This window comes from Streptomyces sp. NPDC001219 (assembly GCF_053597915.1).
Genome location: NZ_JBSFJF010000022.1, coordinates 1 through 24842, shown reverse-complemented (window position 1 = coordinate 24842; position 24842 = coordinate 1). Strand labels below are relative to the sequence as shown.

Sequence of the window (24842 nt, the reverse complement as noted above, 5' to 3'; positions counted from 1 at the left end):
GCGATGGCCGGCACGAAGGACGGCAACGGCAACGGCGGGGCGAAGCCGGTGGCCCAGCGGCTGCTGGCCACCGCCACCAGGCTCTTCGCCGAGCAGGGCTATGACCGGACCTCCGTCCAGGAGATCGTCGACGCGGCGGGTGTGACCAAGGGCGCCCTCTACCACTACTTCGGCTCCAAGGACGATCTGCTGCACGAGGTCTACGGCCGGGTCCTGCGACTCCAGCAGGAGCGGCTGGACCACTTCGCGGACGCCGACGAGCCGGTGGAGCAGCGACTGCGCGACGCCGCGGCGGATGTGGTCGTCACCACCATCGAGAACCTCGACGACACCAAGATCTTCTTCCGCTCGATGCACCACCTCGGCCCGGAGAAGGACAAGCAGGTGCGTGCCGAGCGGCGGCGGTACCACGAGCGGTTCCGTGCCCTGGTCGAGGAGGGGCAGCGCACCGGCGTGTTCGCCGCCGACATCCCCGCCGACCTGGTCGTGGACTACCATTTCGGTTCCGTGCACCACCTGGGCACCTGGTACCGCGAGGACGGGCCGCTCAGTCCGCAGCAGGTCGCCGACCACCTCGCCGATCTGCTGCTGCGGGCGCTGCGGCCCTGAGCCGGGGTGCCGCGGCGTTCCACGGCTCCGGGAATTTGTTGGATTGCGAGCAGGGCGAGTGGGCATGCGCCCCCGGGCGATGACACTCGAGGGGCGGTCACAATCAGGGGCTGTTCTCATCCCGAGCCTGTGGCTAGGGTGTGGATAGTACTGCTATCTACTTATGTGGGTGCCCTTTGCCTGAAGTAACACTGTTTCTCCGGGAGTACGCACGGACGCGCCGGGAGGTGGGGGCGATCGCTCCCAGCAGCCCCCGGCTCGGCAGGGCCCTCACCCGCTATGTGATCCCCAGCCCCGGCAGCTCACGCGCGGTCCTGGAGGTGGGGCCGGGCACCGGGGCGGTCACCCGCCATATCGCGGGCTCGCTCGGCCGGCTGGACACCCTCGACCTGGTCGAGGCCAACCCGCGCTTCGTCGACCGGCTGCACGGGGCCTACGGCGCCGACCCGCGGCTCCAGTTCCGCACCGGCCTGGTGCAGGACCACGACCTCGGCACCTACGACACGATCGTCTGCGGGCTGCCGTTCGCCAACTTCGACGCCCCGACCACCGCGGACATCTTCGACCGGCTGCTCGGCGCCCTGCGGCCCGGCGGCACGCTGTCCTTCTTCGGTTATGTGGGCGGGGCGACCGCGCGCCGCACGTTCACCGGTCGCGCGGCGCGCGCCCACGTCCTCGACGGGCAGAACACCCTGCGCCGCATACTGGACCGGCACACCTTCCGCTCGGAACTCGTGCTGGGCAATCTGCCGCCGGCCCGGGTGTATCACCTGGCACCGGTCAGCACCCCTGCCCACCCGGCGTGAGACCGCGCCGGCAAAGGGGGCGGAGACCTGTCGGCAGCGGCCGGCCGGAACCCGGGGAATCCGGGGCCGGCCGGCCGCTGTCGTGTGTGCCGCCGTGTGTGCCCTAGAGGTAGCGCTTCAACTCCCGGCGCGCCAGCGACCGTTGGTGCACCTCGTCCGGGCCGTCCGCCAGCTGGAGCGTGCGGGCCCCGGCCCACAGCTCGGCCAGCGGGAAGTCCTGGCTGACGCCGCCCGCGCCGTGCAGCTGGACCGCCTTGTCGAGGATGTCCACGACGGTGCGCGGGGTGGCGATCTTGATGGCCTGGATCTCGGTGTGCGCGCCCCTGTTGCCGACGGTGTCCATCAGCCAGGCCGTCTTCAGCACCAGCAGCCGCAGCTGCTCCACCGCCACCCGGGCGTCCGCGATCCACTCCTGGACCACGCCCTGCTGGGCCAGCGGCTTGCCGAAGGCCGTACGGGCCACCGCGCGGCGGCACATCAGCTCGATGGCGCGCTCGGCCATCCCGATCAGCCGCATGCAGTGGTGGATACGGCCGGGACCGAGCCGGGCCTGGGCGATGCCGAAGCCGCCGCCCTCCTCGCCGATCAGGTTGCTCGCCGGCACCCGGACGTCGTGGAAGACCACCTCGGCGTGGCCGCCGTGGTAGTGGTCCTCGTAGCCGTAGACCTGCATCGCGCGCCTGACCTCGACACCGGGGGTGTCGCGCGGCACCAGGATCATCGACTGCTGGCGGCGCGGGTCCGGGCCGTCCGGGTCGGTCTTGCCCATCACGATGAAGATCTGGCACAGCGGGTTCATCGCCCCGGAGATGTACCATTTGCGGCCGTTGATGACGTACTCGTCGCCCTCGCGCGCGATACGCGTCTCGATGTTGGTGGCGTCCGACGAGGCCACCTCCGGCTCGGTCATCGCGAACGCCGAGCGGATCTCGCCCGCCAGCAGCGGCTCCAGCCACTGCTTCTGCTGCGCCTCGCTGCCGAACTGCGCCAGCACCTCCATGTTGCCGGTGTCCGGTGCCGCGCAGTTCAGCGCGGTGGGCGCCAACTGCGGGCTGCGGCCGGTGATCTCGGCCAGCGGCGCGTACTGGAGGTTGGTCAGCCCGGCGCCGTGCTCCGCGTCGGGCAGGCTGTGCTCGTCCACAAAGAACAGATTCCACAGGCCCTGCCTGCGGGCCTCGGCCTTCAGCTCCTCGACGACCGCCGGGGTGTCCCACGGTGAGGCGAGCGCGGCCCGCTGCTCGTGGGCGGTCTGCTCGGCGGGGTACACGTGCTCGTCCATGAACGTCAGGAGCCGCTCGCGCAGTTCCTCGGTGCGGGCGTCGAATGCGAAGTCCATGGATGCCTCAGCCTTCCTTCAGGGTGGTGAGTCCGCGGTCGATGAAGACGGGGACGAGCTCGCCGATCCGGTCGAATCCGGCGCCGACGGTCTGGCCGAGCGTGAAGCGGTAGTGGATGCCTTCGAGGATCACGGCGAGCTTGAACCAGGCGAACGCCGTGTACCAGGGGAGGGCGGAGGTGTCCCGGCCGGACCGGGCGGCGTAGCGCTCGACCAGCTCGGCCGGTGCCGGATGCCCCGGGGCGCCGCTGGTGGTGCTCACCGGCGACTGCGGCAGGTCCAGGTCGGTGCTGTACATCACCAGCAGGCCGAGGTCGGTCAGCGGGTCGCCGAGCGTGGACATCTCCCAGTCCAGCACGGCCTTGAGGGTGTCGGCGCCCTCTTGCGGCCCGTGCGCCTCCGGGGTGCTCGACGGGCCGATCAGCACGTTGTCGAGGCGGTAGTCGCCGTGCACGACGGACGGCGCGGGCGAGGTGGGCAGCGCCCGGCCCAGCGCCTCGTGCAGGGCGTCGATGCCCGGCAGCTCGCGGTTCTTCGACGCGGCCAACTGCTTGCCCCAGCGCCGCAGTTGGCGCTCCAGGAAGCCGTCGGGCCGGCCGAAGTCGCCGAGTCCGACCGCCGCCGGGTCCACCGCGTGCAGCTCCACGAGGGTGTCGACCAGGGACAGCACCACGGCGCGGGTGCGCTCCGGGCCGAGCGGGGCGAGCTGTGCGGCGGTGCGGTACGGGGTCCCCTCGACCAGCTCCATCACATAGAAGGGCGCGCCGATGACCGACTCGTCCTCGCACAGCAGCAGTGTCTCCGGCACCGGGACCGGTGTCCGGTGCAGCGCGCTGATCACCCGGTGCTCGCGCCGCATGTCGTGGGCGGTGGCCAGTACATGGCCGAGCGGCGGCCGGCGGACGACCCAGGAGGCGGTGCCGTCGGTGACGCGGTAGGTGAGGTTGGACCGCCCGCCCTCGATCACCTGCGCGCGCAGCGGGCCGCCGGCCAGCCCCGGCCGCTCCCGGTCCAGATGCTCCCGCAATCGCGCCAGGTCGAGGCCGGGAGGGTCCTCCCGGTCCCGGTCCTGCGGGGGAGGGGTGCCCTTGCTCATCGTGCTCCTCCGTACGGAGTGGACGGTCCATCGGTCGCTGGCACCGATCATGCCGACTAGTCGGTATGGCGTCCAGTGCCGGAGCGTGGGGCGTCGGTCACGCGACGTTTCTCCGCCGTACCGCGCGGGGGGGGCGCTCCGTACGGGAACTCCGGCCGCCCCCGCCCGCAGGCCCGGTCCTCTTCCCGGCCCTTCAGGACCACGGCCCGGTTCAGGCGTGGCAGGCCATCGGCACCCCGCCGTTGAGCACCGTCATGTCCGCGAAACCGGCGAGCGGGTCGAGCGGGGCGCCCGGGGCGGCCCCGGCCAGCTCCGCGTAGGCCCGGTGCAGGTTCGCCACCAGCCGCTCGCTCTCGGCCAGCTCGGCGAACGGGCCGAGATCCGCCTGCCGGGCCGTCTCCAGCGGGGTGCGCCCGGCAGCCCGGCCCTCCTGCGCCAGCTCGCCGACGAACCGCAGATAGCGCTCGATCCCGTCGTAGACCTCGGGGCCGGTCACCGGACCGTGCCCGGGGACGACGGTGACCGCGTCCAGCTCCCGCAGCGTCTGCACGGCGCGCAGCGAGCCGGTCAGCGACCCCATGAAGACGAACGGGGTGCCGCCGTGGAAGACCAGGTCGCCGGCGAAGACGATGCGCTCCTCGGGCAGCCAGACGAGGGTGTCGCCGGTGGTGTGCGCGACGCCCGGATGGATCAGCCGCACCTCGATGCCGCCGACGTGCAGGGTCAGGGTGTCGGTGTAGGTGACCTCGGGCGGGGTGAGGCGGATGTCGCCGTACGCCACCTCCGGCCAGACGGCGTGCAGTTGATGCCCGGCGGCCAGCAGTTCACGGCGGCAGGCCTCGTGCCCGATCACCGTCGCCTCGGGGGCGAAGACGCCGTTGCCGTAGGTGTGGTCGCCGTGGTGGTGGGTGTTGACCACGGTGCGGGGCGCCGGGGCGCCGCTCTCGGCGATCCTCCGGCGCAGCAGGCGGGCCCGGCGCTCGGTGGCGGCGGTGTCCACGACCAGGGTGGCGTCCCCGTCGGTGACGAAACCCGCGTTGTTCAGGCACCAGCCGCCGTCCGGCTGGATGAACGCATGGACACCGGCGGCGAGTTCGGTGAGATAGGGCTCGGGGACGGCGGGCTCGGTGGCCGGCGGCGTCCCCTCGGGGGTGCCGGCGCCGGGTGGTTCCGCGGCGTCCGCACCGGTCGCGGTGGGGCCGGTGGGCCCTGCCGCCGGTGGGGTCGGCGGGGTCCCTGCCGCCGTGCGCCGTGCCGTCGCGTCGTCCATGCGGGTGTGCCCTTCGTCCGATGGCCCGTCACTTCCCGCTGCCGTGACCGGGGGCGGGGCCCGTCCGGTGCGCGCGGGAGTCGTGTCACGGTACCTCCGCCCCCGCCCGCCGGGCGCCGCGCCCCGGCGTCAGTGGACCGGCCGCACCAGGATCACCGCACCGCACAGCGCCAGCGCCAGGGTGCAGCCGACCAGCAGCAGCGCGGTCCGCTGCGGCAGCGCCGGCGGGCGGCCGGCGGCCATCGCCCGCATCCGGTGGTGCGAGACGGCCACGAAGGCCGCCCACAGCAGCCCCGTCAGCACCGCGGCCACCACCTGGACGGGTCCCGGGGCGTCCCGGTGCAGCAGCTGGCGGCCGGCCAGCACCGCCACCACGGTGGCCGACAGCGTGGTGCGCCGCCACGCCAGCCGGGTCCGCTCCGGCTGCAGCCCGGGGTCCCGGTCCGGGGCCGGACGCGGCGCCCCCGCGCCCGGCGGCTGTCCGTCCGCCATCGGCTAGCCGGTCCGGCCCAGCAGCACCAGCACCACCATCGCGCCCGCCAGCAGCCCGACGCCCAGCGCCAGCGCGCTCGGGAAGCGGGTGACCGGCAGGTCCTCGCCGCGCCGCATCGCGCGCTCACAGCGCACCCAGTGGTTGACCGCCCGCAGCGCACACAGCGCGCCGCCCACCAGCAGCACGACGGTGAAGGTCAGCCGCAGCCCCTCGTGCAGCCGGGGCAGGAACTGGTCCACCGCGAACCCGCCGCCGACCAGCGCCAGCCCGGTCCGCAGCCAGGCGAGGAAGGTGCGCTCGTTGGCCAGCGAGAAGCGGTAGTCGGGGGTCGCCCCCTCCTCGCTGATCCGTGCGGGCGAGACCCACAGCCGTACGGCCGCGCCGACCGACCGCAGCCCGCCGGTGCGGCTCATGGACGGGGGCCCGGCGTCCGGCCCGTCCGGTGTGCCGGGGGCATCAGACCTCCCCCGTCTCCCGCCGGGCGAGCAGCTGCCGGTAGGCGGCCATCCCGTCCGGCGTCCACGGCCACTCGTCGAGCCGCCGGATCAGCTCCTCCTCGGGCAGGAAGGCGGACCAGTCGATCTCCGACTCCTGCGGGGCGACCGGCAGGGTGCAGCGCACCTGGTACACCGCGGACCACCAGGTGTGTTCGGCCGTCTCGTAGAGGAACTTGAACAGCGGCTCGGGCGGCGCCAGCCCCTGCACCCCCAGCTCCTCCTCGGCCTCGCGCAGCGCCGCCCGGTCGTAGCTCTCGCCGGCGCCGACCACGCCGCCCACGAACATGTCGTAGTGCCCGGGGAAGACGAGCTTCTGCGGTGTACGGCGGTGTACGAAGATCCGGTCCTCCGCGTCGCGGACCAGGACGAAGGAGGCGCGGGTGCGCATCCGTCGGGCGTAGGTCTCGCCGCGTGGGGCCTGCCCCACGACCTGATCGTTCTCATCGACGACGTCGAGGATCTCGTCCGCGTTGAGCGGTTGCTGATCGGTCATGGAGCCATGCAATCACCGGGGACCGGGGGCGCACCCGCCGGGGCGGGGGCGGGGGCGGGCCGGCTGATCCGGCCGCGGGGGCGGGACACGAGGAGGGCCCGGACGGGGGAGGGGCCACGGGGCCGTACGGGGGAGGGGCGGCGGGCGGCGCGGCGGCAGCGCGGCACGGGACACCGCGCCGTGCGGCGGGGCACCTCAGCGCGGCTGCATCTCCCGTGCGTTCTCCCGCTGTCCGGCGCCCGGCGGCATCGCCGGATGGCTGCCGATCAGCACGATGCCCGCGACGACCGCCACGATCCCCGCGACCTCCCAGGCCAGCGCGGCCGGCGTCACCCGCAGCTGGTCGCCCAGGAACCCCACCCCGCAGAGGATGCCGGCCAGCGGCTGGGCGGCGGTCAGCGCCGGCAGCGACAGCCGCAGCGGCGCCGACTCGAAGGCGCTCTGCACCAGCACCAGCGCCAGCACCCCGAGCACGACGATGGCGTACGGCTGCCAGCTGGTGAGCAGGGCCGACCAGCCGCCGCTGCCGAAGCGCTCCCCGCTGATCCGGGTCAGCGCGTCCTGCAGCCCGTAGATCAGCCCGGCGGCGACGCCCAGGAGCGCGGCCTCCAGGCTCACATGCACCCGCTCCCGCTTGGCGACCGCCGCCAGCAGCAGGGCGGTGCCCAGCACCACGCCCATGATCAGCCACTGCCACATCGGATCGGCGTTGCTGCGCCCGCCCTGCGGCTGCCCGGCCACGATGAAGGCCGTCACACCGCCCGCCAGCAGCCACAGCCCGGCCCAGCCGCTGCGGCCGAGCCGCTGCCGGGTCAGCCGCCGGGACAGCGCCATCGCGAACAGCAGATTGGTCGCCAGCAAGGGCTCCACGAGGGTGATGTCGCCCATCCCCAGGGCCACCGCGCCGAGCGCCATCCCGACCACCATCAGCCCGATACCGGCCACCCACAGCGGCATCCGTACCAGGTCGAGCAGCAGACGCAGGGACAGGAAGTCCTTCATCGGGGCGTGCTGTGCCGCGGCCTGCTGAAACACGAAACCGAGTCCCAGACAGCAGGCCGCTCCAAGGGCGAGCAATATCACCGTCACGTCGCACCTCGTATCGCGCGGGGTGGGGGGATGCGCCTGAGGATAGTCATCCGGCGTCGGGCGTGGCGTGGCCCTGGTCACCCACCATTGTCCCGCGTGCCTCGGTGTACCACCCGGTAACCCATGGTTGACGCGGCAGTCGGGTGCGCTGAGGATCGTTGCACCCACCGCGGCCGGGGCGCCGGGCGTGCCCCGTTGAGGAGAAGCAGAGATGGCGTACGACGCTGATGTGATCGTGATCGGAGCCGGGCTCGCGGGGCTGGCGGCCACCGCGGAACTGGTGGACGCCGGACGCAAGGTGATCCTGCTCGACCAGGAGCCCGAGCAGTCCCTCGGCGGACAGGCCCACTGGTCCTTCGGCGGTCTCTTCCTGGTGGACTCCCCCGAGCAGCGCCGCCTGCGCATCCGCGACAGCCACGCGCTGGCCTGGCAGGACTGGCTGGGCACGGCCGGCTTCGACCGGCCCGAGGACCACTGGCCGCGCAAGTGGGCCGAGGCCTATGTCGACTTCGCCGCCGGGGAGAAGCGCGCCTGGCTGCACCGGCAGGGCGTACGGCTGTTCCCCGTCGTCGGCTGGGCCGAGCGCGGCGGCTACGACGCGACGGGGCACGGCAACTCCGTGCCCCGCTTCCACATCACCTGGGGCACCGGGCCCGGTCTGGTCGCGCCGTTCGAGCGCCGGGTGCGGGCCGGGGCCGCCCGCGGCCTGGTGGAGCTGCGGTTCCGCCACCGGGTGACCGGGCTCTCGCGCAGCGCGGGGAGCGTGGACACCGTCAGCGGCGAGATCCTGGAGCCCTCGGACGTCGGGCGCGGCCGGCCCAGCAGCCGTGAGGTGGCCGGCGCCTTCGAGCTCAGGGCCCAGGCCGTGATCGTCACCTCGGGCGGTATCGGCGGCAATCACGAGCTGGTGCGCGCCAACTGGCCCGAGCGGCTCGGCACCCCGCCGCGGCGGATGCTGTCCGGGGTCCCCGCGCATGTGGACGGCAGGATGCTGGGCATCGCCGAGGCGGCCGGCGGCCGGATCATCAACCGTGACCGGATGTGGCACTACACCGAGGGCATCGACAACTGGAACCCGATCTGGCCGCTGCACGGCATCCGGATTCTGTCCGGCCCGTCGCCGCTGTGGCTGGACGCCCGCGGCAAGCGGCTGCCGGTGCCGCTGTTCCCCGGCTTCGACACCCTCGGCACGCTCGAACACATCATGCGCACCGGCCACGACCACACCTGGTTCGTGCTCACCCAGAAGATCATCGAGAAGGAGTTCACCCTCTCCGGCTCCGAGCAGAACCCGGATCTGACCGGCAAGAGCATCCGGGACGTGCTGGGCCGGGCCAGGTCCGGGGCGCCGGGCCCGGTGCGGGCGTTCATGGACCACGGCGCGGACTTCGTCGTCGAGCGGTCGCTGACGGACCTGGTGCGGCGGATGAACGAGCTGACCGGCGAGCCGCTGATCGCGGAGGACGCGCTGCGCGGCGAGATCGTCGCCCGCGACCGCGAGATCGCCCACTCCTTCACCAAGGACCTCCAGGTGACGGCGATCCGCGGGGCGCGCAAGTACCTGGGCGACCGGCTGATCCGCACCGCGGCGCCGCACCGGATTCTCGACCCCAAGGCGGGCCCGCTGATCGCCGTACGGCTGAACATCCTCACCCGCAAGACGCTCGGCGGCCTGGAGACCGACCTCTCCTCGCGGGTGCTGGCCGACGGCGGGGAGCCTCTGCCGGGGGTCTACGCGGCGGGCGAGGCGGCCGGGTTCGGCGGTGGCGGGGTGCACGGCTACCGCTCGCTGGAGGGCACCTTCCTCGGCGGCTGCCTCTTCTCCGGGCGTACGGCGGGGCGGGCGGCGGCCCGTGCGGTGTCCTGACGGGGGCGGCAGCACACGGGGACTCGGCGGGACGCGGCCGGTGGCGGGGAGACGGTGCGGGGGTGCGGGCGCGGGCGGGGTGCGGTCCCGCCGGGTTCCGTTGGCTGTTCGCTCAATTCCGTGATACGGAAGGGGGGTTGGCGGATTCAGCCATTCCCCTTCCCGTCTTGACGCGGAGCTCTACGTAGCGCTTTGCTTTGCGTGATGACTGGTGCGGACCAAGCCATCACCCTCTGTAGAGGCGCGTGCGATCCGGTCCCACCCCACTGAGGACGACTCAGGGGGTTGGTCTGGCCGGTGCGGCGCGTCATGGAGCCCCTGACCCGTGATTTCGATTTCCCCATCGCCCACGCCACCGCCGCCGCTCAGACGCCCCCGCCGGCCGGCCGGCCCGGTCCTCGCCCCGGCCCTGGACGACGCCCAACTGGCCATCGCCGCCGACGCCCTGGCGCTCGGCCAGTGGGCCCGGGTGCGCGGCCTGCTCGCCGAGACCGGTGAGGACTGGGACCTGCGCGGACACCGGTTAACCGTGCTGGCCACCTCGCCCGGCGGCGCCGCCTGGGCCGGCGACTGGCGGCTCGCCGAACCGGACAGCGGCGACGCCGCGACCCTCCTGGCCCTCGCCACCGTCCGGCTCGCCCTGCACGGCGAGGCCGGCACCGGGGCGGCCGCGGAGGCCTGCGCCACCGCCGCCCGGATGCTGCCCGCGGACCCCACCCCGTGGCTCGGCGCGCTGATCCTCGCCCGCCGCACCGGCACCCCGGCCGACCGGGAGCACGCCTTCCGGCAGATCCGCGCCCGGCACCGCGACCACCACCACGCACACCACCTCATGGCGGCCGCCCTGGCCGAGGAGCAGCCGGGCACCCGCGACGACCCGCGGCACCCGGCCCACGTGTTCGCGGCCCGTGCCGCGGCGCGCGCCCCCGCCGACTCGCCGCTCGCCCTCCTCCCCGTCGTGGCGCACACCGAGCGCTACCGGGTACTGGCCGCCGCGGCCCCGGCGCCCCGCGGACGGCCGGACCGCGGCCACTGGTCCACCCCGCGCGCGCACCGGATGCTGCGGGACGCCTACGACTGGTGGCTGGAATGGGGCGGCGAGGAGCACCCCCGCGGCAAGGTCGATCTCAACTTCCTCGCCCACGCCACGTTCCAGGAAGGGTGGATGGCCGAGGCCGCCGGGCTCTTCCAGCGCATCGGCCCGCACCCCACCCGCGCGCCGTGGTCGTACGCGGGCCGGGACGCCGACGGCGCGTTCCGGGCCGCCAGGGACACCGCCCTCCGCCGGGCCGGGGACACCACCGCACCGTGCCCCCGCGGCCACCGGTGACGAAAGTCTGACGCCGGGGCCGGGACGCTGGCCCCGGCGCCCGCCCGGTGCTCGAATCGGGGCATGACCAGGGACACGAAACCGGACCGCGCGGCGGGCGGCGGCGCGGACGGGCAGGGCACCCCCGTGGGCCGCCGGGTGGTGCTCGGCATGCTCGCCGCCGGTGCCGCCGGGGTGGCCACCGCCCCCTTCCTCCAGCGCGCCTACGACAGCGCCCTCGGCGCCGCCGCACAGAAGGACCCCACCGGCCTGTCCGGCCTGCTCCCGGGCGGCGGCGGATTCCGCTACTACTCGGTGACCGGCTCCGTACCGGAGAAGAACGCGGGCAGCTACCGGCTCACGGTCGACGGCCTGGTGCGCCACCGGGGCAGCTACCGCCTCGCCGACCTGCGCGGGATGCCGCAGACCCGGCTGGTGCGCGACGTCCAGTGCGTCACCGGCTGGCGGGTGCCCGGCACCCCCTTCGAAGGCGTCCGGCTCTCCGCCCTGCTCGACGCCGCGGGGGTGCGCCCCGAGGCCAGGGCCGTCCGTTTCACCTGCTTCGACGGCGCCTACAGCGAGTCCCTCACCCTCCAACAGGCCCGCCGCGACGACGTCCTGGTCGCCCTGCGGATGCAGGACAAACCGCTGGCCCACGCGCACGGCGGGCCGGTGCGCCTCTATGTCGCGCCCATGTACTTCTACAAGTCGGCGAAGTGGCTCTCCGGGATCACCGTCACCGACCACGTCGAGCCCGGATACTGGGAGGACCGCGGATATGACGTCGACGCCTGGGTCGGCCGGTCGAACGGACGCGACGATGCCCCCACGACCTGACGGCCCCGCCGCCCCCGCGCCCGAGCGCCCCCGCGTCCCGCGCTTCACCCGGGCCGAACACCGGGTGCACCGGGCCACCGCGACCCTGATGGCCGTCTGCGTCCTCACGGCGGGCTGCCTCTACCTCCCCTTCCTGGCCGAACTCGTCGGCCGCCGCGCCCTGGTGGTCACCGTCCACGAGTGGTCCGGCCTCCTGCTGCCCGTCCCCCTGCTGCTGGGCCTCGGCTCCCGCGCGCTGCGCGCCGACCTCACCCGCCTCAACCGCTACGGCCCGCACGACCGCCGGTGGCTGCGGGCCGCGCTCCGCCGCCGGGGCGCGCGGCCGGCCGGGAAGTTCAACGCCGGGCAGAAGCTCTACGCCGCCTGGATCGCCGGTGCGGTGCTGGTGATGCTCGGCACCGGACTGCTGATGTGGTTCACCGTCCCCCAAGCTCTCGGCTTCGCTCGGGCAGGGGGGACCCCCATCGCCCCGCTGGCCTGGCGCACCGGCGCCACCTTCGTCCACGACTGGCTCGCGCTCGCCGTGGTCCTGGTGATCGCCGGTCATGTCGGGAAGGCCTTCGGCGACCCCGAGTCCCGCCGCGGGCTGCGCACCGGGTCGGTCGACGCGCAATGGGCCCGGCGCGAGCATCCGTTGTGGGAGCACGAGAACAACGCCCGCTAGGACAGGGCCTGTTGCAGAGACTTGTGTGCAGAGAACTCTATGCAGAGAGGTCTCTGCAACTCTAGGCTGTCGGCTCATGAGCGAAGCCTCCGAGCAGAATCAGCCGCAGTCGCAGGCGCAACCGCCGTCACCGGCACCGGCGGAGCCGCCGTCCGCCGCCCCTCCCGTGCGCCGTATGGACGCCCGCAGTCTGCGCGGGCTGGCCCATCCCCTGCGGATGCGCATCCTGGACCTGCTGGCCCTCGACGGCCCGGACACCGCCACCGGACTCGGCCGGCGCCTCGGTGAGAACACCGGCACGGTCAGCTGGCATCTGCGCCACCTCGCCGACCACGGCTTCATCGAGGAGGAGACCGGCCGCGGCACCCGGCGCGAACGCTGGTGGCGGGCGGTGCGGGTGGCCCGCCGCCTCGACACCAACGACTTCCGCGACGACCCCGACAGCCGGGGCGCCCTGGCGGTCTATCTGCACGAGACCGTCCACCGGGACTTCGACCAGGTCACCACCTACCTTGCCGAGGACTGGGCCCCGGAGTGGCGCGACGCCGGGACCCTCTCCCACTGGCAGGACCTCCGCCTGACACCAAACCAACTGGCGGCTCTGAACGCGGAGTTGGAGGCGGTGGTGGTCCGGCACCGGGCGGCGGCGGCCGAGGGCGGGGCGGTGCCGGACGCGGAGGCGGCCCGGCCCGTGATGATCCAGCTGCAGTCCTTCCCCCGCAGGGAACGGGACGAGCGGTGAGCGGACTCCTGCGCCGGCACCGCGACTTCCGGCTGCTGTGGTGCGGGGAGACGGCGGGGAAGTTCGGGGCCGCGGTCAGCACGGTGGCGATGCCGCTGGTGGCGGTGTCCACCCTGCACGCCGGCACCTTCGCGGTCGGGCTGATCAGCGCCTGCGGCTGGTTGCCCTGGCTGCTGATCGGCCTCCCGGTCGGCGTGTGGGTGGACCGGGTGCGCCGCCGTCCGCTGATGCTGGCCGCCGCCGCACTGTCGATGCTGCTCTTCGCCGCCGTACCGCTCCTGGCCCGGACCGGCGGGCTCACCCTCGGGCTGCTGGGCGCCGTGGCCCTGCTGACCGGCGCCGCCGCGGTGCTCTTCCAGACCGCCTACAGCGCCTACCTCCCCACCCTGCTCGCCCCGGACGACCAGGCCGAGGGCAACGCCCTGCTGCACGGCAGCGCCTCAGCGGCCCAGATCGCCGGACAGGGCACGGGCGGCCTCCTCACCCAGCTCGCGGGCGCCGTCAACGGGCTGTTCGCCCATGCCGCCACCTTCCTCGTCGCGCTGCTGTGCCTGCTCGGCATCCGGCACCACGAACCCCGCCCGGCCGCCCGGGAGGGCGTACCGCGGTCGCTGACCGGCGAGATCGCCGAGGGGGTGCGGCTGGTCGCCGGTGACCGGTGGTTCCGTACGCTGACGCTCTTCGGTGCCGCCTCCAACCTCGCGCTGATGGGGTACCAGTCCCTCACGGCGGTCTTCCTGGTCCGCGAGGTCGGGCTGCCGCCCGGCGCGGTCGGCGGGCTGCTGGCGCTGGCCAGTACGGGCGGCATCGCCGGTGCCTTCGTGGTGCGCCGCATTGCCGCCCGGCTCGGCACCGCCCGCGCCATGCTCCTGTGCGAACTCGGCGTCCCCAGCGCGGCGTTGCTCATCCCGCTCACCTCCCCGGGCGCGGGGACGCTGCTCTACGTGGCGGGCAGCTTCGGCGTCTCCGCGGGAGTGGTCGCCGGCAACATCCTCAAGGCGAGCTTCCAGCAGAGCTACTGCCCGCCGGCGCTGCTCGGCCGGCTGGTCGCCAGCAGCACGTTCCTCAACTACGGCACCCTGCCGCTGGGCGCGCTGCTCGGCGGGGCGCTCGGCTCCGCCCTCGGCGTCCGCACCGCGCTGTGGATACTGACCGCCGGGGTGCCGCTGGCGGGCCTGATCCTGCTGTTCTCGCCGTTCCGGACGGTCCGGGACCTGCCGGTGCGCCCGGCGGAGGAGGACGGCGCGCCCGGCCCCGGGGCGGCGGAGCGGGGCGGGGCGCCGGCCCGACGCTGAGGCGCAGCGGGGGCCCGTACGGTCAGGCCGCCGGTGCCTCCGCCGCCGGCAGTTCGACCTCGAAGCGGCAGCCCGCCCCGGTGTTGCGTACCGTCGCCCGGCCCTCGTGGGCCGCCACGATGCCGCGGACGATCGCCAGGCCCAGTCCGGCGCCGCCCTGGCCGTCCGCCCGCGGGGTGCGGGCCGCACCGCCGCGCCAGCCGGTGTCGAAGACCCGCGGCAGATCCTCCGGCGGGATGCCGCCGCAGCCGTCCTCGACCGCGAGCACCACCCGGCCCTCCTCGTGCCGGGCGCTGACCGCGACGGTGCCGTCGGCAGGCGTCGCACGGATCGCGTTGACCAGCAGATTGCCCAGTACGCGGGTGATCTGCTGGGCGTCGACCCGTACCGGCAGCGGCACCACCCCGCCGTCCACCAGCCGCACCCCGCTCGCCCGCGCCAGCGGACCGGCCCCGGCCAGGGCCTCGTCCACCAGGTCGTACACCGACACCCGCGACAGCGTCAGGGCCAGCGCCCCGGCCTGGATACGGGACAGTTCGAAGAGGTCGTCGACCATCGCGGCCAGCCGGTCCACCTCGATCCGCATCCGGGCGTGATAGCGCGCGGTGTCCTCGGCGACCCCGTCCTCCAGCGCCTCGGCCATCGCCCGCAGCCCGGCGAGCGGGGTGCGCAGATCGTGCGAGATCCCGGCGATCAGCTCGCGCCGGGAGGTGTCCAGCGCCCGTTCCCGCTCCCGCGCCTCGGCGAGCCGTCCGCTGGTCTCCTCCAACGCCCGTGACAGCGCGGCGAGTTCGGCCGTCGGGGGCTCGGCGGGCGCCACGAAGCCGCCCTCGCTGCCGACCGTACGGGCCGAGCGCGCCAGCTCCCGGCTGCCCGCCGCGATCCGCCGCCCGAAGAGCAGCGCCGCAGCCAGCGACACCACCCCGGAGACGGCCACCACGGCCATCACCACACCCAGGTCGTGCCCGGACAGGAACATCGCCTGGGCGACCGCCACCGTCCCCGCCGCCATCGCGGCCACCGCCAGTGCCGCCACCGCGAACAGCGACAGCGCCACCGAGCGGCGCCGCAACGCCCGTACCGCGGGCGCGGCGAGCAGCCCCGCCAGCGCCGCGCCGAGCGCCGCCAGCGCCACGATCACCAGGAAGTCCGTCACGGCAGCCCGCCTTCCCGCAGCGGTCCGTCCGCCGGCAGCGGTCCGTCCTCCGGCGGCTCGTCCGTCACGGGGTCGAAGCGGTAGCCGGCGCCCCACACCGTCCGCACCAGCCGGGGCGCGGCCGGATCGGCCTCGATCTTCTCGCGCAGCCGCCGCACATGGACGGTCACCGTCGACAGGTCGCCGAACTCCCAGCCCCAGACCTGGTGCAGCAGCTCCTCCCGGGAGAAGACCCGGCCGGGATGACGCATCAGGAAGACCAGCAGGTCGAACTCGCGGGCGGTGAGGGAGAGCGCCCGCCCGGCCCGGTCGGCCCGCCGGCCGCCGGGGTCGGCGCACAGATCCCCGGCCCGCAGCACGGCGACGGGCGCCGCGGGCGGCGGCGCGGCCTCCGCACGGCGCAGCACCGAGCCGATCCGCAGCACCAGCTCCCGCGGGCTGAACGGCTTGGTCACATAGTCGTCCGCGCCCAACTCCAGGCCGAGGATGCGGTCCGCCTCCTCGCCGCGCGCCGTCAGCATCACCACCGGCACCGCGGGCCCGTCGCCGCGCCGCAGCCGGCGGCACACCTCCAGGCCGTCGAGGCCCGGCAGCATCAGATCCAGCACGACGAGATGCGGACGGAACTCCGCGGCCCGGTCGAGGGCGGCGAAGCCGTCGGCGGCGTGTGCCGTGGTGTAGCCGGCGCGGGAGAGATAGCCGGTGACGACCTCGGCGACGGTCGGGTCGTCCTCGACCACCAGGACACGGCGCGGCGGCCCGTGGGCGGGGACGGGCGGCGGCGCGGAGGGCGGTGTGGCGGGGTGCACGGGGTCAGTGTGCCCTTCCGGGGAGGTGCGTCATGGCCCCAGCCCACACCACCGGGGACGGGCGGGGGCCGTCCGCCCCGGGTCCGTAAGACTCCGGTAACCGGCGCCGCCGCCCGGGACGGGCCCGGCGGCGGCCCGCTGCCTCAGCTCTCCAGGCCTTCCCGCACCCGCCGCGACACCTTGATCGCGTACAGGTCGAGGACACCCGGCGGCTCCGCGAGGCCGGGACCGCCGGCGCGAATCCAGGCGGCGATGTCCGCCAGCGCCTCGTCGTCGTTGACCAGCCCCAGCCAGACGGGCCGCCCGCCGGCCGCCCGTCCCGCGGGCGACGGCTGGACCACGACCACATTGGCCTGGTCGCAGACGTCCAGGCACTCCGAGGCGCGCACCGGCGCCGCGCCGTCCAGCGCCGCGCGCAGGCGCGGTATCTGCCCGGCGTGGTCGACGCCCGGGATCTTGGCCGCGTCACCGCAGCAGCAGCCGCGGCACACGGTGACCCGGCACGGGGCCGTGGCGGCGGTCGGTCCGGCAGGCTTTCTGATCACCGCGTCATGCTACGTGGGCCGTTGTGGCGCCCGACGCCGGGATAGAAACCCGGCCGGCCGGGATAGACATCCGGCATGCACCTGACCGAATCCCACCCCCGGCCCGGCTCCTCGCCGCGGCGCACGATCCCCGGCCCGGCCGGACTCCCCGTGCTCGGCTCGATGCTCGACCTCCGGCGCGACTCCCTCAGCACGTTCTTAGCCGCCCGGCGCGCGCACGGTGACGTGGTCCGTCTGGAAGCCGGGCCGCCCGGCCTGCGCAGCGTCTTCCACGCGGTGTTCGCGCCCGAGGGCGTGCAGCAGATCCTGGCCTCGCAGGCCGCGAACTTCCGCAAGGACCACCCGCTCTACGAGGAGGTCCGGCAGGCCTTCGGCAACGGCCTGCTGACCAGCCAGGACGCCGACTACCGCAGACAGCGGCGACTGGTGCAGCCGCTGTTCACCAAGCACCGGGTCGACGGCTACGCCTCGGCGGTGACCACCGAGGCCGCCACCCTCGCCGACCGCTGGCGGACCGCGGACGCCACCGTGGACCTGGTCCCCGAGATGAACCGGCTGGCGCTGCGCACCGTCTCCCGCATCCTCTTCGGTCTGGACGCGGAGGCGGCGGTGGACGCCGTCCACCGCTGCGCCCCGGTCATCAACGCCTATGTCGTACGGCGTGCTTACGTCCCCGTGAAGATCCCGCGCGAGTGGCCCACCCCGGGGAACCTGCGGGCGCGGGCCGCCACCGACGAGCTGAACGCGCTGTGCGACCGCATCGTGGCGGACCGGCGGGCCGCGCGCGACACCGCCGGGGGCACGGGCGGCGACGGCGGGGACCTGCTCTCGCTGCTCGCCGCGGCCGGCAACGACGAGGACGGCTCCCTGGACGCGACCGAGGTCCGCGAACAGGTGCTGATCTTCCTGCTGGCCGGGCACGAGACCACCGCGACCTCGCTCGCCTTCACCCTGCACCTCCTCGCCCGGCACCCCGAGGAACAGGCCCGGGTCCGCGCGGAGACCGACCGGGTACTGGGACACCGCCCGCCCACGGCCGCCGACGTGGACCGTCTGCCGTATCTGACGCAGACGCTCAAGGAGTCCATGCGGCTCTATCCGGCGGCGCCGGTCATCAGCCGCCGGGCCGTGGCCGCCACCGAGATCGGCGGATTCCGCATCCCGGCCGGTGCCGATGTGGTCGTCGCGCCCTGGGTGACCCACCGCGACCCGGACCTGTGGGCGGACCCGGAGCGCTTTGACCCGGGGCGCTTCGCGCCGGAGCGGGAGGCGGAGCGGCACCGCTACGCCTGGTTCCCGTTCGGCGGCGGGCCGCGTGCCTGTATCGGCCAGCACTTCTCGATGCTGGAGTCCGTGCTGGCGCTGGCCGTGCTGCTGCGCGCGTACGAACTCGACGCCGTGGACGAGGAGGTGCCGGTCTCCGCCGGTATCACCCTCCAGGCGACCGGCCCGGCGCGGGTGCGTCTGCGGCCCCGGGCCGGGGCGGGGGAGTAGCGGCCGGGGGACGCCGTCCGGAGGAGGAGCCAAACGCTACGGAAATTGCGTTTGCTTTTCGGCGGCGTCCCCCGTACGGTCAATACCGTTCCTGCCGCCGCCGATCGGAGAAGGCCGTTGCTCGTCTGAGGTCCTGAGACACCGCGCCCGTGAGCGGTGATCCGTCCTGCGCCTCCGGTATCCGGAGCGGCGGATCATGCCTCGCGCGGCCCGTCCTGACCTCGGCGTACCCCTACGGCGTACCCCGGCGCACCCGGCGTTCCGACGCGGTGTCTCCCAGCGCAGTCCGCACCCCTCTCACCCGCGCCCAGGAGACCCGTATGTCCATGTCCTCCGCGTCCGCCGCCTCCATCGTCTGCACCGGCCTCGGCTTCACCTGGCCCGACGGCAGCCCCGTCCTGGAGGACTTCCCGCTGGCCGTCGGCCCCGGCCGCACCGGCCTGATCGGCCTCAACGGGGCGGGGAAATCCACCCTGTTGAAGCTGATCGCGGGCGAACTCACCCCCACCGAGGGGACCGTCAAGGTCGCCGGCGAGGTCGGCTACCTCCCCCAGCACGCCCCGCTCGACACCGCCCTGCGGGTCGACGAGGCGCTCGGTATCCACGCCGCGCGCGCCGCGCTGCACGCCATCGAGGGCGGCGACGCGAGCGAGGAGCACTTCACCGCCGTCGGCGACGACTGGGACGTCGAGGAGCGCGCCCGCGCCACCCTCGACCAGCTCGGACTGACCGGTATCGACCTCGACCGCACCATCGGCGAGGTCTCCGGCGGCGAGTCCGTGCTGCTGCGGCTGGCGGCCCTGCTGCTGCGCCGCCCGGACGTCCTGCTGCTCGACGAGCCCACCAACAACCTCGACCGGGCGGCCCGGCAGCGGCTGTACTCCGCGGTCGCCGACTGGTCCGGAGTCCTCGTCGTGGTCAGCCACGACCGCGAACTCCTCGACCACGTCGACCGGATCGCCGACCTCCGCGACGGCGAGGTCCACTGGTACGGCGGCAACTTCAGCGCCTACGAACGGGCCCTGGCCGTCGAGCAGGAGGCGGCCGAGCGGATGCTGCGGGTCGCCGAGGCCGACGTCCAGCGCCAGAAGCGCGAACTGGCCGACGCCCAGGTCAAGCTGGCCCGCCGGGTCCGTTACGGCAACAAGATGAGCGCCAACAAGCGCGAGCCCAAGATCGTGATGAACGAGCGCAAGAGGGAGGCCCAGGTATCGGCGGGCAAGCACCGCACCCTGCACACCGAACGCCTCAAGGAGGCCAGGGACCGGCTGGACGAGGCCGTCGAGGCGGTCCGGGACGACGACGAGATCCGTATCGACCTGCCGCACACCGCGGTGCCGCCGGGCCGGACCGTCCTCACCCTCCAGGGCCTGCGCACTTGTTACGGCGGCCGCGCCGACCTGGAGCTGCGCGGCCCCGAACGGATCGCGCTGACCGGCCACAACGGCTCCGGCAAGACCACCCTGCTGCGGACCGTCGCCGGTGAGATCCCCCCGGAGGCCGGTACGGCCGAGACCCATGTCCCCTACCGTTTCCTGCCCCAGCGGCTGGAGGTGCTCGACCCCGAGCTGACCGTCGCCGAGAACGTCGCCCGCTTCGCCCCGGACGCGACCAACAACCGCATCCGGGCCCGGCTCGCCCGCTTCCTGTTCAAGGGCGCCCGCGCCGACCAGCGGGCCGGCACGCTCTCCGGCGGCGAACGCTTCCGCGCCTCGCTCGCCGCGCTGATGCTGGCCGAACCGGCCCCGCAGCTGCTGCTGCTCGACGAGCCGACGAACAACCTCGACCTCACGTCGGTCCGCCGGCTGGTCACCGCCCTGGAGTCCTACGAGGGCGCGCTCCTGGTCGTCAGCCACGATCCGGCGTTCCTCCGGGACCTCGGTATCACCCGCTGGCTGTCGACGGACGGGGGTGAACTGACCGACACCGCCCCGCTGTAGCGGGAGCCGGGGCGGGACCGGGCCCACCGGTCCCGCCCCCGCTGGAAACCCGGTTGCCGCACCCCTCCCCGTGAGCCATGATCCTCCGCATGACCTACAGGAAGGGCGGCCACCGCCCCACCCGATGACCGCGCGGACCCCGGGCCAGGCCCCGGTCCCCGCCCCGTCCGCCGCCGACCCCGCCCGCCGCGCGATGACCGCGGCGATCGTCGACGGCTCCGTCCGCACCCCGGGCGACCCGGCCCGCAGCGCCCTCTTCGACGCGGTACGCGCCGACCCGGACGGCCCGGTCACCCACGAGCTGACCGGACTCACCGGCCACCGGCGCCCCGCCGTACGCCGCACCGCGCTCACCCTGCTCGGCGAGCTGGCCCACAACGGTCCCCAGCCCTGGCCGGGCCCGGTCGAGGCGGCGGCGGCCCGGCTCCACGACCCCGACCCCGAGGCCCGCCGGGCCGCCGCCCGCCTCCTCGTACGCGCCGGCGGCACCGACCGGGCCCGCACCGCCCTCGACACCCACCCCGACCCCGCCATCCGCCTCACCCTGGCCGACGCCCTCCTGCTCCACGCACGCCACACCCCCGGCCCGCCCGGACCGCTGCGCACCGACCCGCTCCCCGACATCCGCCTGCTCGTCTGCGTCGAGGAGCTGCGCACCGCACCGGAGGAGGAGTGGCCCGCCCTGGACGCGCAGACGGTGGCCGAGGTCGCCGCCCTGTCCGCCCGTGACGCGGACCCCACCCTCGCGTACGGCACCCGCTGGGCCGACGCCCTGTTCCGGCAGGACCGCGAGCGGCACTGCTACACCACCGCGGCCCGGCTGCTGGCCGGTGCCGCGGGCGCCTACGGCCGGCGGGCCGGCGTGCAACTCGCCCGCCGGGCCCTCCAGGTGTGGCGGGCCGCTCCCGAAACTCTGACCCCGCACCTCACCGGCCTGGCCCGCACCGCTCCACCCGCCCTGCACGGCCTCGCCGTCGACACCCTCTGCGCCTCCCGTACCGCCACCCGCCTGGCCGCCGACGACCTGGCGGCCCTGCTGCCCGCCACCCAGCACGCCTGCCCCACCACGGCCTGGAAGATCGCCTACGCCCTCGCCACCGTCGACGACCCGCGCGCCGCCCCGTATGTGCACGCCCGTCTGGCGTCGGGGGAACCGCCGGCCGGCGCGGTCGCCGCCGTACGCGGCCTGCTGCGCTCTGGCACCGCCGACCCTGGCCAACTCCTCCCGGTGATCAGGCGGTTGCTGCGGTCCGGCGATCCCCTCGCGGTGCTGACGGCCACCGGGCTGAGTGCGGACCTCGGCCCCGCGGCGGCGGCCTGCGTCCCCGACCTCGTCGAGGCGCTCCGCGCCGAGTCCGCCCGGCGCGACACCCAGGGCGCGGAGTGGGCCGGACACCGTGAACTCCGCCTGGTCAGCACGCTCGGCCGGATCGGTGCCCCCGCCGCGGCCGCGGTGCCGCTGCTGGAACGGCTCACCCGCGCCTCCCGGCAGCGCGCCGGCTACCGGGAACTCGCCCTCTCCCGGATCACCGGCGAGCGCCACCACATCGAGTCCGCGCTGCGCGCCCCGTCCCGGCTGCGGGGCCGTGTCCCCGACTCCTCGGCGCTCTTCATCTGGCTGCTCGACCACGGCGGCCTGACCCCGGACCAGTCCCGCCGGCTGCGGGACCTGGTGTTCGCCCGCCCCGGCGGTATGCAGGTGCACGGGGCGCTGGCCGTATGGCGCCAGGAGGGACCGGCGGCCGCCGCCGACCTGCTCGCCGTCCTCCCGCAGTACCTGGACGGCGAGCAGGCCGGCCCCGCCGCCATGGCCACCCTGGCGGCCATGGGGGAGCACGCCCGCCCGGCCCTCCCGCTCCTGCGCGCACTCCTCGACCGGCGCACCCGGCTCCCGCTCTGCGTCGGTTCCGAGGACGCCGACATGAACGCCGACGAGCACCTCCTCGAAGCCGCCCGCCAGACGGTCACCGCCCTCAGCGCCTAGACACACCGGCCCCGGACGCGCCCCCGAACAGCCCCAGCGTCTCCCTGCACTGGGAATGCAGCGGCTCCGGCGGCGCGTCCGGGGCGAACCAGCCGAGGGCGTCGAACTTGTGCGGTTCGCCGAGCGTCACCTCGTCCGGTGCCACCCGTACGGCGAACACCACCGCGACCCAGTGCGAGGCGACCGGATCGCCGCGCAGCACATTGCGCACCCCGATCTGCTCGATGCCGAGCGGCCCCACCCCGTACTCCTCCCGCACCTCCCGCGCCACGGCCGTCTCGAAGGACTCCCCGAACTCCAGCGCCCCCGCACCGCAGTCCCAGGTCCCCGGCTCGTCCCTGGCCCCGGCGCTCCGCCGGGCCAGCAGCACCCGCCCGGCGCCGTCATGACACACGAAGACACACGACACCTTCGGGCCCACTGCTGTCATCCCGCCCCACCCCGCTCAGAAGTGGTGCAGCAGGTCGCCGAACGCCGGCAGCCGCAGCACCTTCGCGTCGTCCGGGTCGAGTTCCTCGTGCTCCAGGACCCAGGTGTGGTCATGCGGGATGAACACCGCGTTGAGGCCCGCCGAACGGGCGGGCAGGATGTCCGACTTCGGGGAGTTGCCGATCATCCACGTCGCGGCCGGCACCAGGTCGTAGGCGCGGACCAGCTCCTCGTAGGTGGCGATGTCCTTCTCCGCCACGATGTGCACACCACGGAAGTGCCCGGTCAGCCCGGAGGCCGTCACCTTCCGCTGCTGCTCCTCGGCGTCGCCCTTGGTCAGCAGCAGCAGCTCGTGCCGCCGGGCCAGCTCGGCCAGGGTCTCGGCCACCCCGGGCATCAGCTCCACCCGGTCCCCGGCGAAGGCCGCCGCCCACCCGGCGATCCGCGCCGACTCCTCGGCCGTCGCGGCCCGTCCGCGCAGCCGCTCCACACACTCCCCGAGGCTGTGCAGAAACACCTTGCTGCCGTAGCCGAGCGTCCGCGCGTTCGCCGCCTCGATCCCGTCGAGCACGGCCCGCGCCCCGGCCCGGTCGTGCCCGGGGCCGCCCATCCACTCCAGGAACTCGTCGATGACCCGCTCGAAGATCACGTTGTTCTCCCACAACGTGTCATCCGCATCGAAGATCAGCATCTGCCCCGTCAGCCCTTCTCCCGTGTCACCGGCCGCTCCGCCGACCCGCGCACCCTACGCAGACCGGAAGGACGCACGCACCGGAAATTCGCCACCCACACCCCGTGGCCGACTCCGCCCCCGGCCGCCGGGCCCCGCCCGGCCTCGCTCCGTGCCCGCACCGCCGCCCCCGCCGCCGTCCCTGAACCCCGTCGGAGCGGTCAGCACAAGCGGCGCCCCGCACCCGGGTCCCGCGATCAGGCGACCGGGTCCCCGGGCCACTCCGCCAGCCGCAGCCGGCTCTCGAACCGCCGGACGCGGCCGTCCACCGGGTCGGTGAACTCCAGGACCCTGGCCAGCAGTTGCAGCGGTGCGCCGAAGTCGTCGGGGGCCGGGTCCCGGACGACCGGATAGACCGGGTCGTGGCGGATCGGCAGCCCGAGCCCGTTCATGTGCACCCGCAGCTGATGGGTACGGCCGGTCGCGGGCAGCAGCCGGTAGCGCCCGAGCCCGCCCCGCCGCCCGACGAGCTCGATCCGGCTCTCCGCGTTGGCCGCCCCGGCCTCCTCGCGCGCGGCCATCACCCCGCGCTCCTTCACGATCCGGCTGCGCACGGTCACCGGCAGCGCCGCCGTCCCGTCGTACAGCGCCACCGCCTCGTACTCCTTGCGCACCCGCCGCGCGCCGAACAGGTTCTGGTACGCGCCCCGGTCCTCGGGCCGTACGACGAACAGCGCCAGCCCCGCCGTCAGCCGGTCGAGCCGGTGCGCGGGCTGCAGCGCGGGCAGTCCGAGATCCCGCCGCAGCCGCGCCAGCGCGGTCTCGGTGATGTGCCGCCCGCGCGGTGTGGTGGCGAGGAAGTGCGGCTTGTCGGCGACCACGATCCGCTCGTCCCGGTGGACGATCCCCACCTCGAACGGCACCGGCACCTCCGGCGCGAAGTCCCGGTGGAACCACACATACCGCCCGGCCGCGTACGGCTCGTCCCCGCTCAGCACCCCGTCCGCCCCGACGAACCGCCCCGCGCCCAGCATGGCGTCCACCCGCCCGGCCCCGATCGCCCCCTGGAACCGGTCGACCAGATGGTCCCGGACCGTGCCCCACACCCCGTCCGGATCGGCGGGCAGCCGCACCCGTACGGGGTCGATCCCGTCACGCTGGGGGAGCGGGGCGGGCGGAACCGGCGATCTGCGTCTCACCCGCCAAGAGAACACCGGCCCGGCCGCGGCCTCAAGTCGGTACGGAAGGCGACCGCGCCCGGACCGGCCGTGAGCGCCACCGCCCGCCGCGGGCCGGACGCGGAAACGACATCGCCCGCCCCGGCCGAGCGGCCGGAGCGGGCGATGTCCTGCGAAGTGTCCGAGGGGGGACTTGAACCCCCACGCCCGATAAAGGGCACTAGCACCTCAAGC

General features: G+C 74.5%; 24 protein-coding genes. 11 read left to right on the top strand and 13 right to left on the bottom strand.

Translation table 11 applies throughout. The annotated features are described in order from the left end of the window. Window positions 1-3 precede the first annotated feature (3 nt). Window positions 4-609, top strand: coding sequence for a TetR/AcrR family transcriptional regulator (locus ACWC9R_RS16805; RefSeq protein WP_450732239.1), 606 nt, complete (start codon window positions 4-6; stop codon window positions 607-609). Window positions 610-836: 227 nt separating this feature from the next. Further along, entirely contained in the window at window positions 837-1415 is a 579-nt protein-coding gene (locus ACWC9R_RS16800; protein ID WP_450732237.1) for a class I SAM-dependent methyltransferase, read from the top strand. A gap of 103 nt (window positions 1416-1518) precedes the next feature. Here the strand turns inward: ACWC9R_RS16800 and ACWC9R_RS16795 are convergent, their stop codons facing one another. The 7 genes from ACWC9R_RS16795 to ACWC9R_RS16765 form a co-directional block, all read right to left on the bottom strand. Continuing rightward, window positions 1519-2751 carry an acyl-CoA dehydrogenase family protein gene (locus ACWC9R_RS16795; RefSeq protein ID WP_450732236.1) on the bottom strand — a complete coding sequence of 411 codons (1233 nt, stop codon included), beginning with the start codon at window positions 2749-2751 and terminating at the stop codon, window positions 1519-1521. 7 nt (window positions 2752-2758) lie between these two features. Beyond that, window positions 2759-3847, bottom strand: coding sequence for a phosphotransferase family protein (locus ACWC9R_RS16790; protein WP_450732234.1), 1089 nt, complete (start codon window positions 3845-3847; stop codon window positions 2759-2761). 211 nt (window positions 3848-4058) lie between these two features. Then, window positions 4059-5117 (bottom strand): MBL fold metallo-hydrolase, encoded by a 1059-nt coding sequence (locus tag ACWC9R_RS16785; protein WP_450732233.1) that lies wholly within the window; start codon window positions 5115-5117, stop codon window positions 4059-4061. A gap of 129 nt (window positions 5118-5246) precedes the next feature. Beyond that, a complete protein-coding gene (locus tag ACWC9R_RS16780; protein WP_450732231.1) occupies window positions 5247-5609 on the bottom strand; it encodes a DUF202 domain-containing protein in 363 nt (120 codons plus the stop codon). A gap of 3 nt (window positions 5610-5612) precedes the next feature. Continuing rightward, window positions 5613-6023, bottom strand: coding sequence for a YidH family protein (locus ACWC9R_RS16775; protein WP_450732229.1), 411 nt, complete (start codon window positions 6021-6023; stop codon window positions 5613-5615). Between the two features lie 43 nt (window positions 6024-6066). Then, complete coding sequence (locus tag ACWC9R_RS16770) at window positions 6067-6600, bottom strand: NUDIX hydrolase (protein ID WP_450732227.1); 534 nt, start codon at window positions 6598-6600, stop codon at window positions 6067-6069. A 195-nt stretch (window positions 6601-6795) separates the two neighbouring features. After that, on the bottom strand, window positions 6796-7689 hold the full coding sequence (locus ACWC9R_RS16765; RefSeq protein ID WP_450732225.1) for a DMT family transporter: 894 nt from the start codon (window positions 7687-7689) through the stop codon (window positions 6796-6798). 211 nt (window positions 7690-7900) lie between these two features. Between ACWC9R_RS16765 and ACWC9R_RS16760 the strand changes: the two genes are divergently transcribed. The 6 genes from ACWC9R_RS16760 (at window position 7901) to ACWC9R_RS16735 (ending at window position 14403) form a co-directional block, all read left to right on the top strand. Continuing rightward, a complete protein-coding gene (locus ACWC9R_RS16760; RefSeq protein ID WP_450732223.1) occupies window positions 7901-9556 on the top strand; it encodes an FAD-binding dehydrogenase in 1656 nt (551 codons plus the stop codon). 325 nt (window positions 9557-9881) lie between these two features. Then, the gene (locus ACWC9R_RS16755) at window positions 9882-10886 is read left to right on the top strand and encodes a hypothetical protein (RefSeq protein WP_450732221.1); all 1005 of its coding nucleotides are present in this window, start codon (window positions 9882-9884) and stop codon (window positions 10884-10886) included. A 63-nt stretch (window positions 10887-10949) separates the two neighbouring features. After that, window positions 10950-11702 carry a molybdopterin-dependent oxidoreductase gene (locus tag ACWC9R_RS16750; protein WP_450732220.1) on the top strand — a complete coding sequence of 251 codons (753 nt, stop codon included), beginning with the start codon at window positions 10950-10952 and terminating at the stop codon, window positions 11700-11702. After that, entirely contained in the window at window positions 11686-12366 is a 681-nt protein-coding gene (locus ACWC9R_RS16745) for a cytochrome b/b6 domain-containing protein (protein WP_450732218.1), read from the top strand. The genes ACWC9R_RS16750 and ACWC9R_RS16745 overlap by 17 nt, the downstream gene beginning before the upstream one ends. A 175-nt stretch (window positions 12367-12541) precedes the next feature. Next, a complete protein-coding gene (locus ACWC9R_RS16740; protein WP_450732369.1) occupies window positions 12542-13108 on the top strand; it encodes a helix-turn-helix domain-containing protein in 567 nt (188 codons plus the stop codon). Continuing rightward, on the top strand, window positions 13105-14403 hold the full coding sequence (locus ACWC9R_RS16735) for an MFS transporter (protein ID WP_450732216.1): 1299 nt from the start codon (window positions 13105-13107) through the stop codon (window positions 14401-14403). Before ACWC9R_RS16740 ends, ACWC9R_RS16735 begins: the two co-directional genes overlap by 4 nt. A 22-nt stretch (window positions 14404-14425) precedes the next feature. Here the strand turns inward: ACWC9R_RS16735 and ACWC9R_RS16730 are convergent, their stop codons facing one another. The 3 genes from ACWC9R_RS16730 to ACWC9R_RS16720 all read right to left on the bottom strand — a co-directional run bounded on the left by ACWC9R_RS16730 (window position 14426) and on the right by ACWC9R_RS16720 (window position 16913). Then, window positions 14426-15559 (bottom strand): sensor histidine kinase, encoded by a 1134-nt coding sequence (locus ACWC9R_RS16730; RefSeq protein ID WP_450732214.1) that lies wholly within the window; start codon window positions 15557-15559, stop codon window positions 14426-14428. Continuing rightward, a complete protein-coding gene (locus ACWC9R_RS16725) occupies window positions 15556-16368 on the bottom strand; it encodes a response regulator transcription factor (RefSeq protein ID WP_450732212.1) in 813 nt (270 codons plus the stop codon). Before ACWC9R_RS16725 ends, ACWC9R_RS16730 begins: the two co-directional genes overlap by 4 nt. Before the next feature lie 143 nt (window positions 16369-16511). Further along, the gene (locus ACWC9R_RS16720; protein ID WP_450732211.1) at window positions 16512-16913 is read right to left on the bottom strand and encodes a (2Fe-2S) ferredoxin domain-containing protein; all 402 of its coding nucleotides are present in this window, start codon (window positions 16911-16913) and stop codon (window positions 16512-16514) included. A gap of 75 nt (window positions 16914-16988) precedes the next feature. Between ACWC9R_RS16720 and ACWC9R_RS16715 the strand changes: the two genes are divergently transcribed. The 3 genes from ACWC9R_RS16715 (at window position 16989) to ACWC9R_RS16705 (ending at window position 22331) form a co-directional block, all read left to right on the top strand. Continuing rightward, entirely contained in the window at window positions 16989-18407 is a 1419-nt protein-coding gene (locus ACWC9R_RS16715; RefSeq protein ID WP_450732210.1) for a cytochrome P450, read from the top strand. A 320-nt stretch (window positions 18408-18727) separates the two neighbouring features. Next, on the top strand, window positions 18728-20347 hold the full coding sequence (locus ACWC9R_RS16710; RefSeq protein ID WP_450732208.1) for an ABC-F family ATP-binding cassette domain-containing protein: 1620 nt from the start codon (window positions 18728-18730) through the stop codon (window positions 20345-20347). A 124-nt stretch (window positions 20348-20471) separates the two neighbouring features. Further along, the gene (locus ACWC9R_RS16705; RefSeq protein WP_450732206.1) at window positions 20472-22331 is read left to right on the top strand and encodes a hypothetical protein; all 1860 of its coding nucleotides are present in this window, start codon (window positions 20472-20474) and stop codon (window positions 22329-22331) included. On the opposite strand, the gene ACWC9R_RS16700 is transcribed toward ACWC9R_RS16705, so the two are convergent. From ACWC9R_RS16700 to ACWC9R_RS16690, 3 genes are all read right to left on the bottom strand, one after another. Further along, window positions 22321-22761, bottom strand: a complete 441-nt coding sequence (locus tag ACWC9R_RS16700; protein WP_450732204.1) for an NUDIX domain-containing protein — start codon at window positions 22759-22761, stop codon at window positions 22321-22323. The genes ACWC9R_RS16705 and ACWC9R_RS16700 overlap by 11 nt on opposite strands. 15 nt (window positions 22762-22776) lie before the next feature. Further along, the gene (locus ACWC9R_RS16695) at window positions 22777-23451 is read right to left on the bottom strand and encodes an HAD family hydrolase (protein ID WP_450732202.1); all 675 of its coding nucleotides are present in this window, start codon (window positions 23449-23451) and stop codon (window positions 22777-22779) included. Between the two features lie 236 nt (window positions 23452-23687). Next, complete coding sequence (locus tag ACWC9R_RS16690; protein WP_450732200.1) at window positions 23688-24629, bottom strand: pseudouridine synthase; 942 nt, start codon at window positions 24627-24629, stop codon at window positions 23688-23690. Window positions 24630-24842 lie beyond the last annotated feature (213 nt).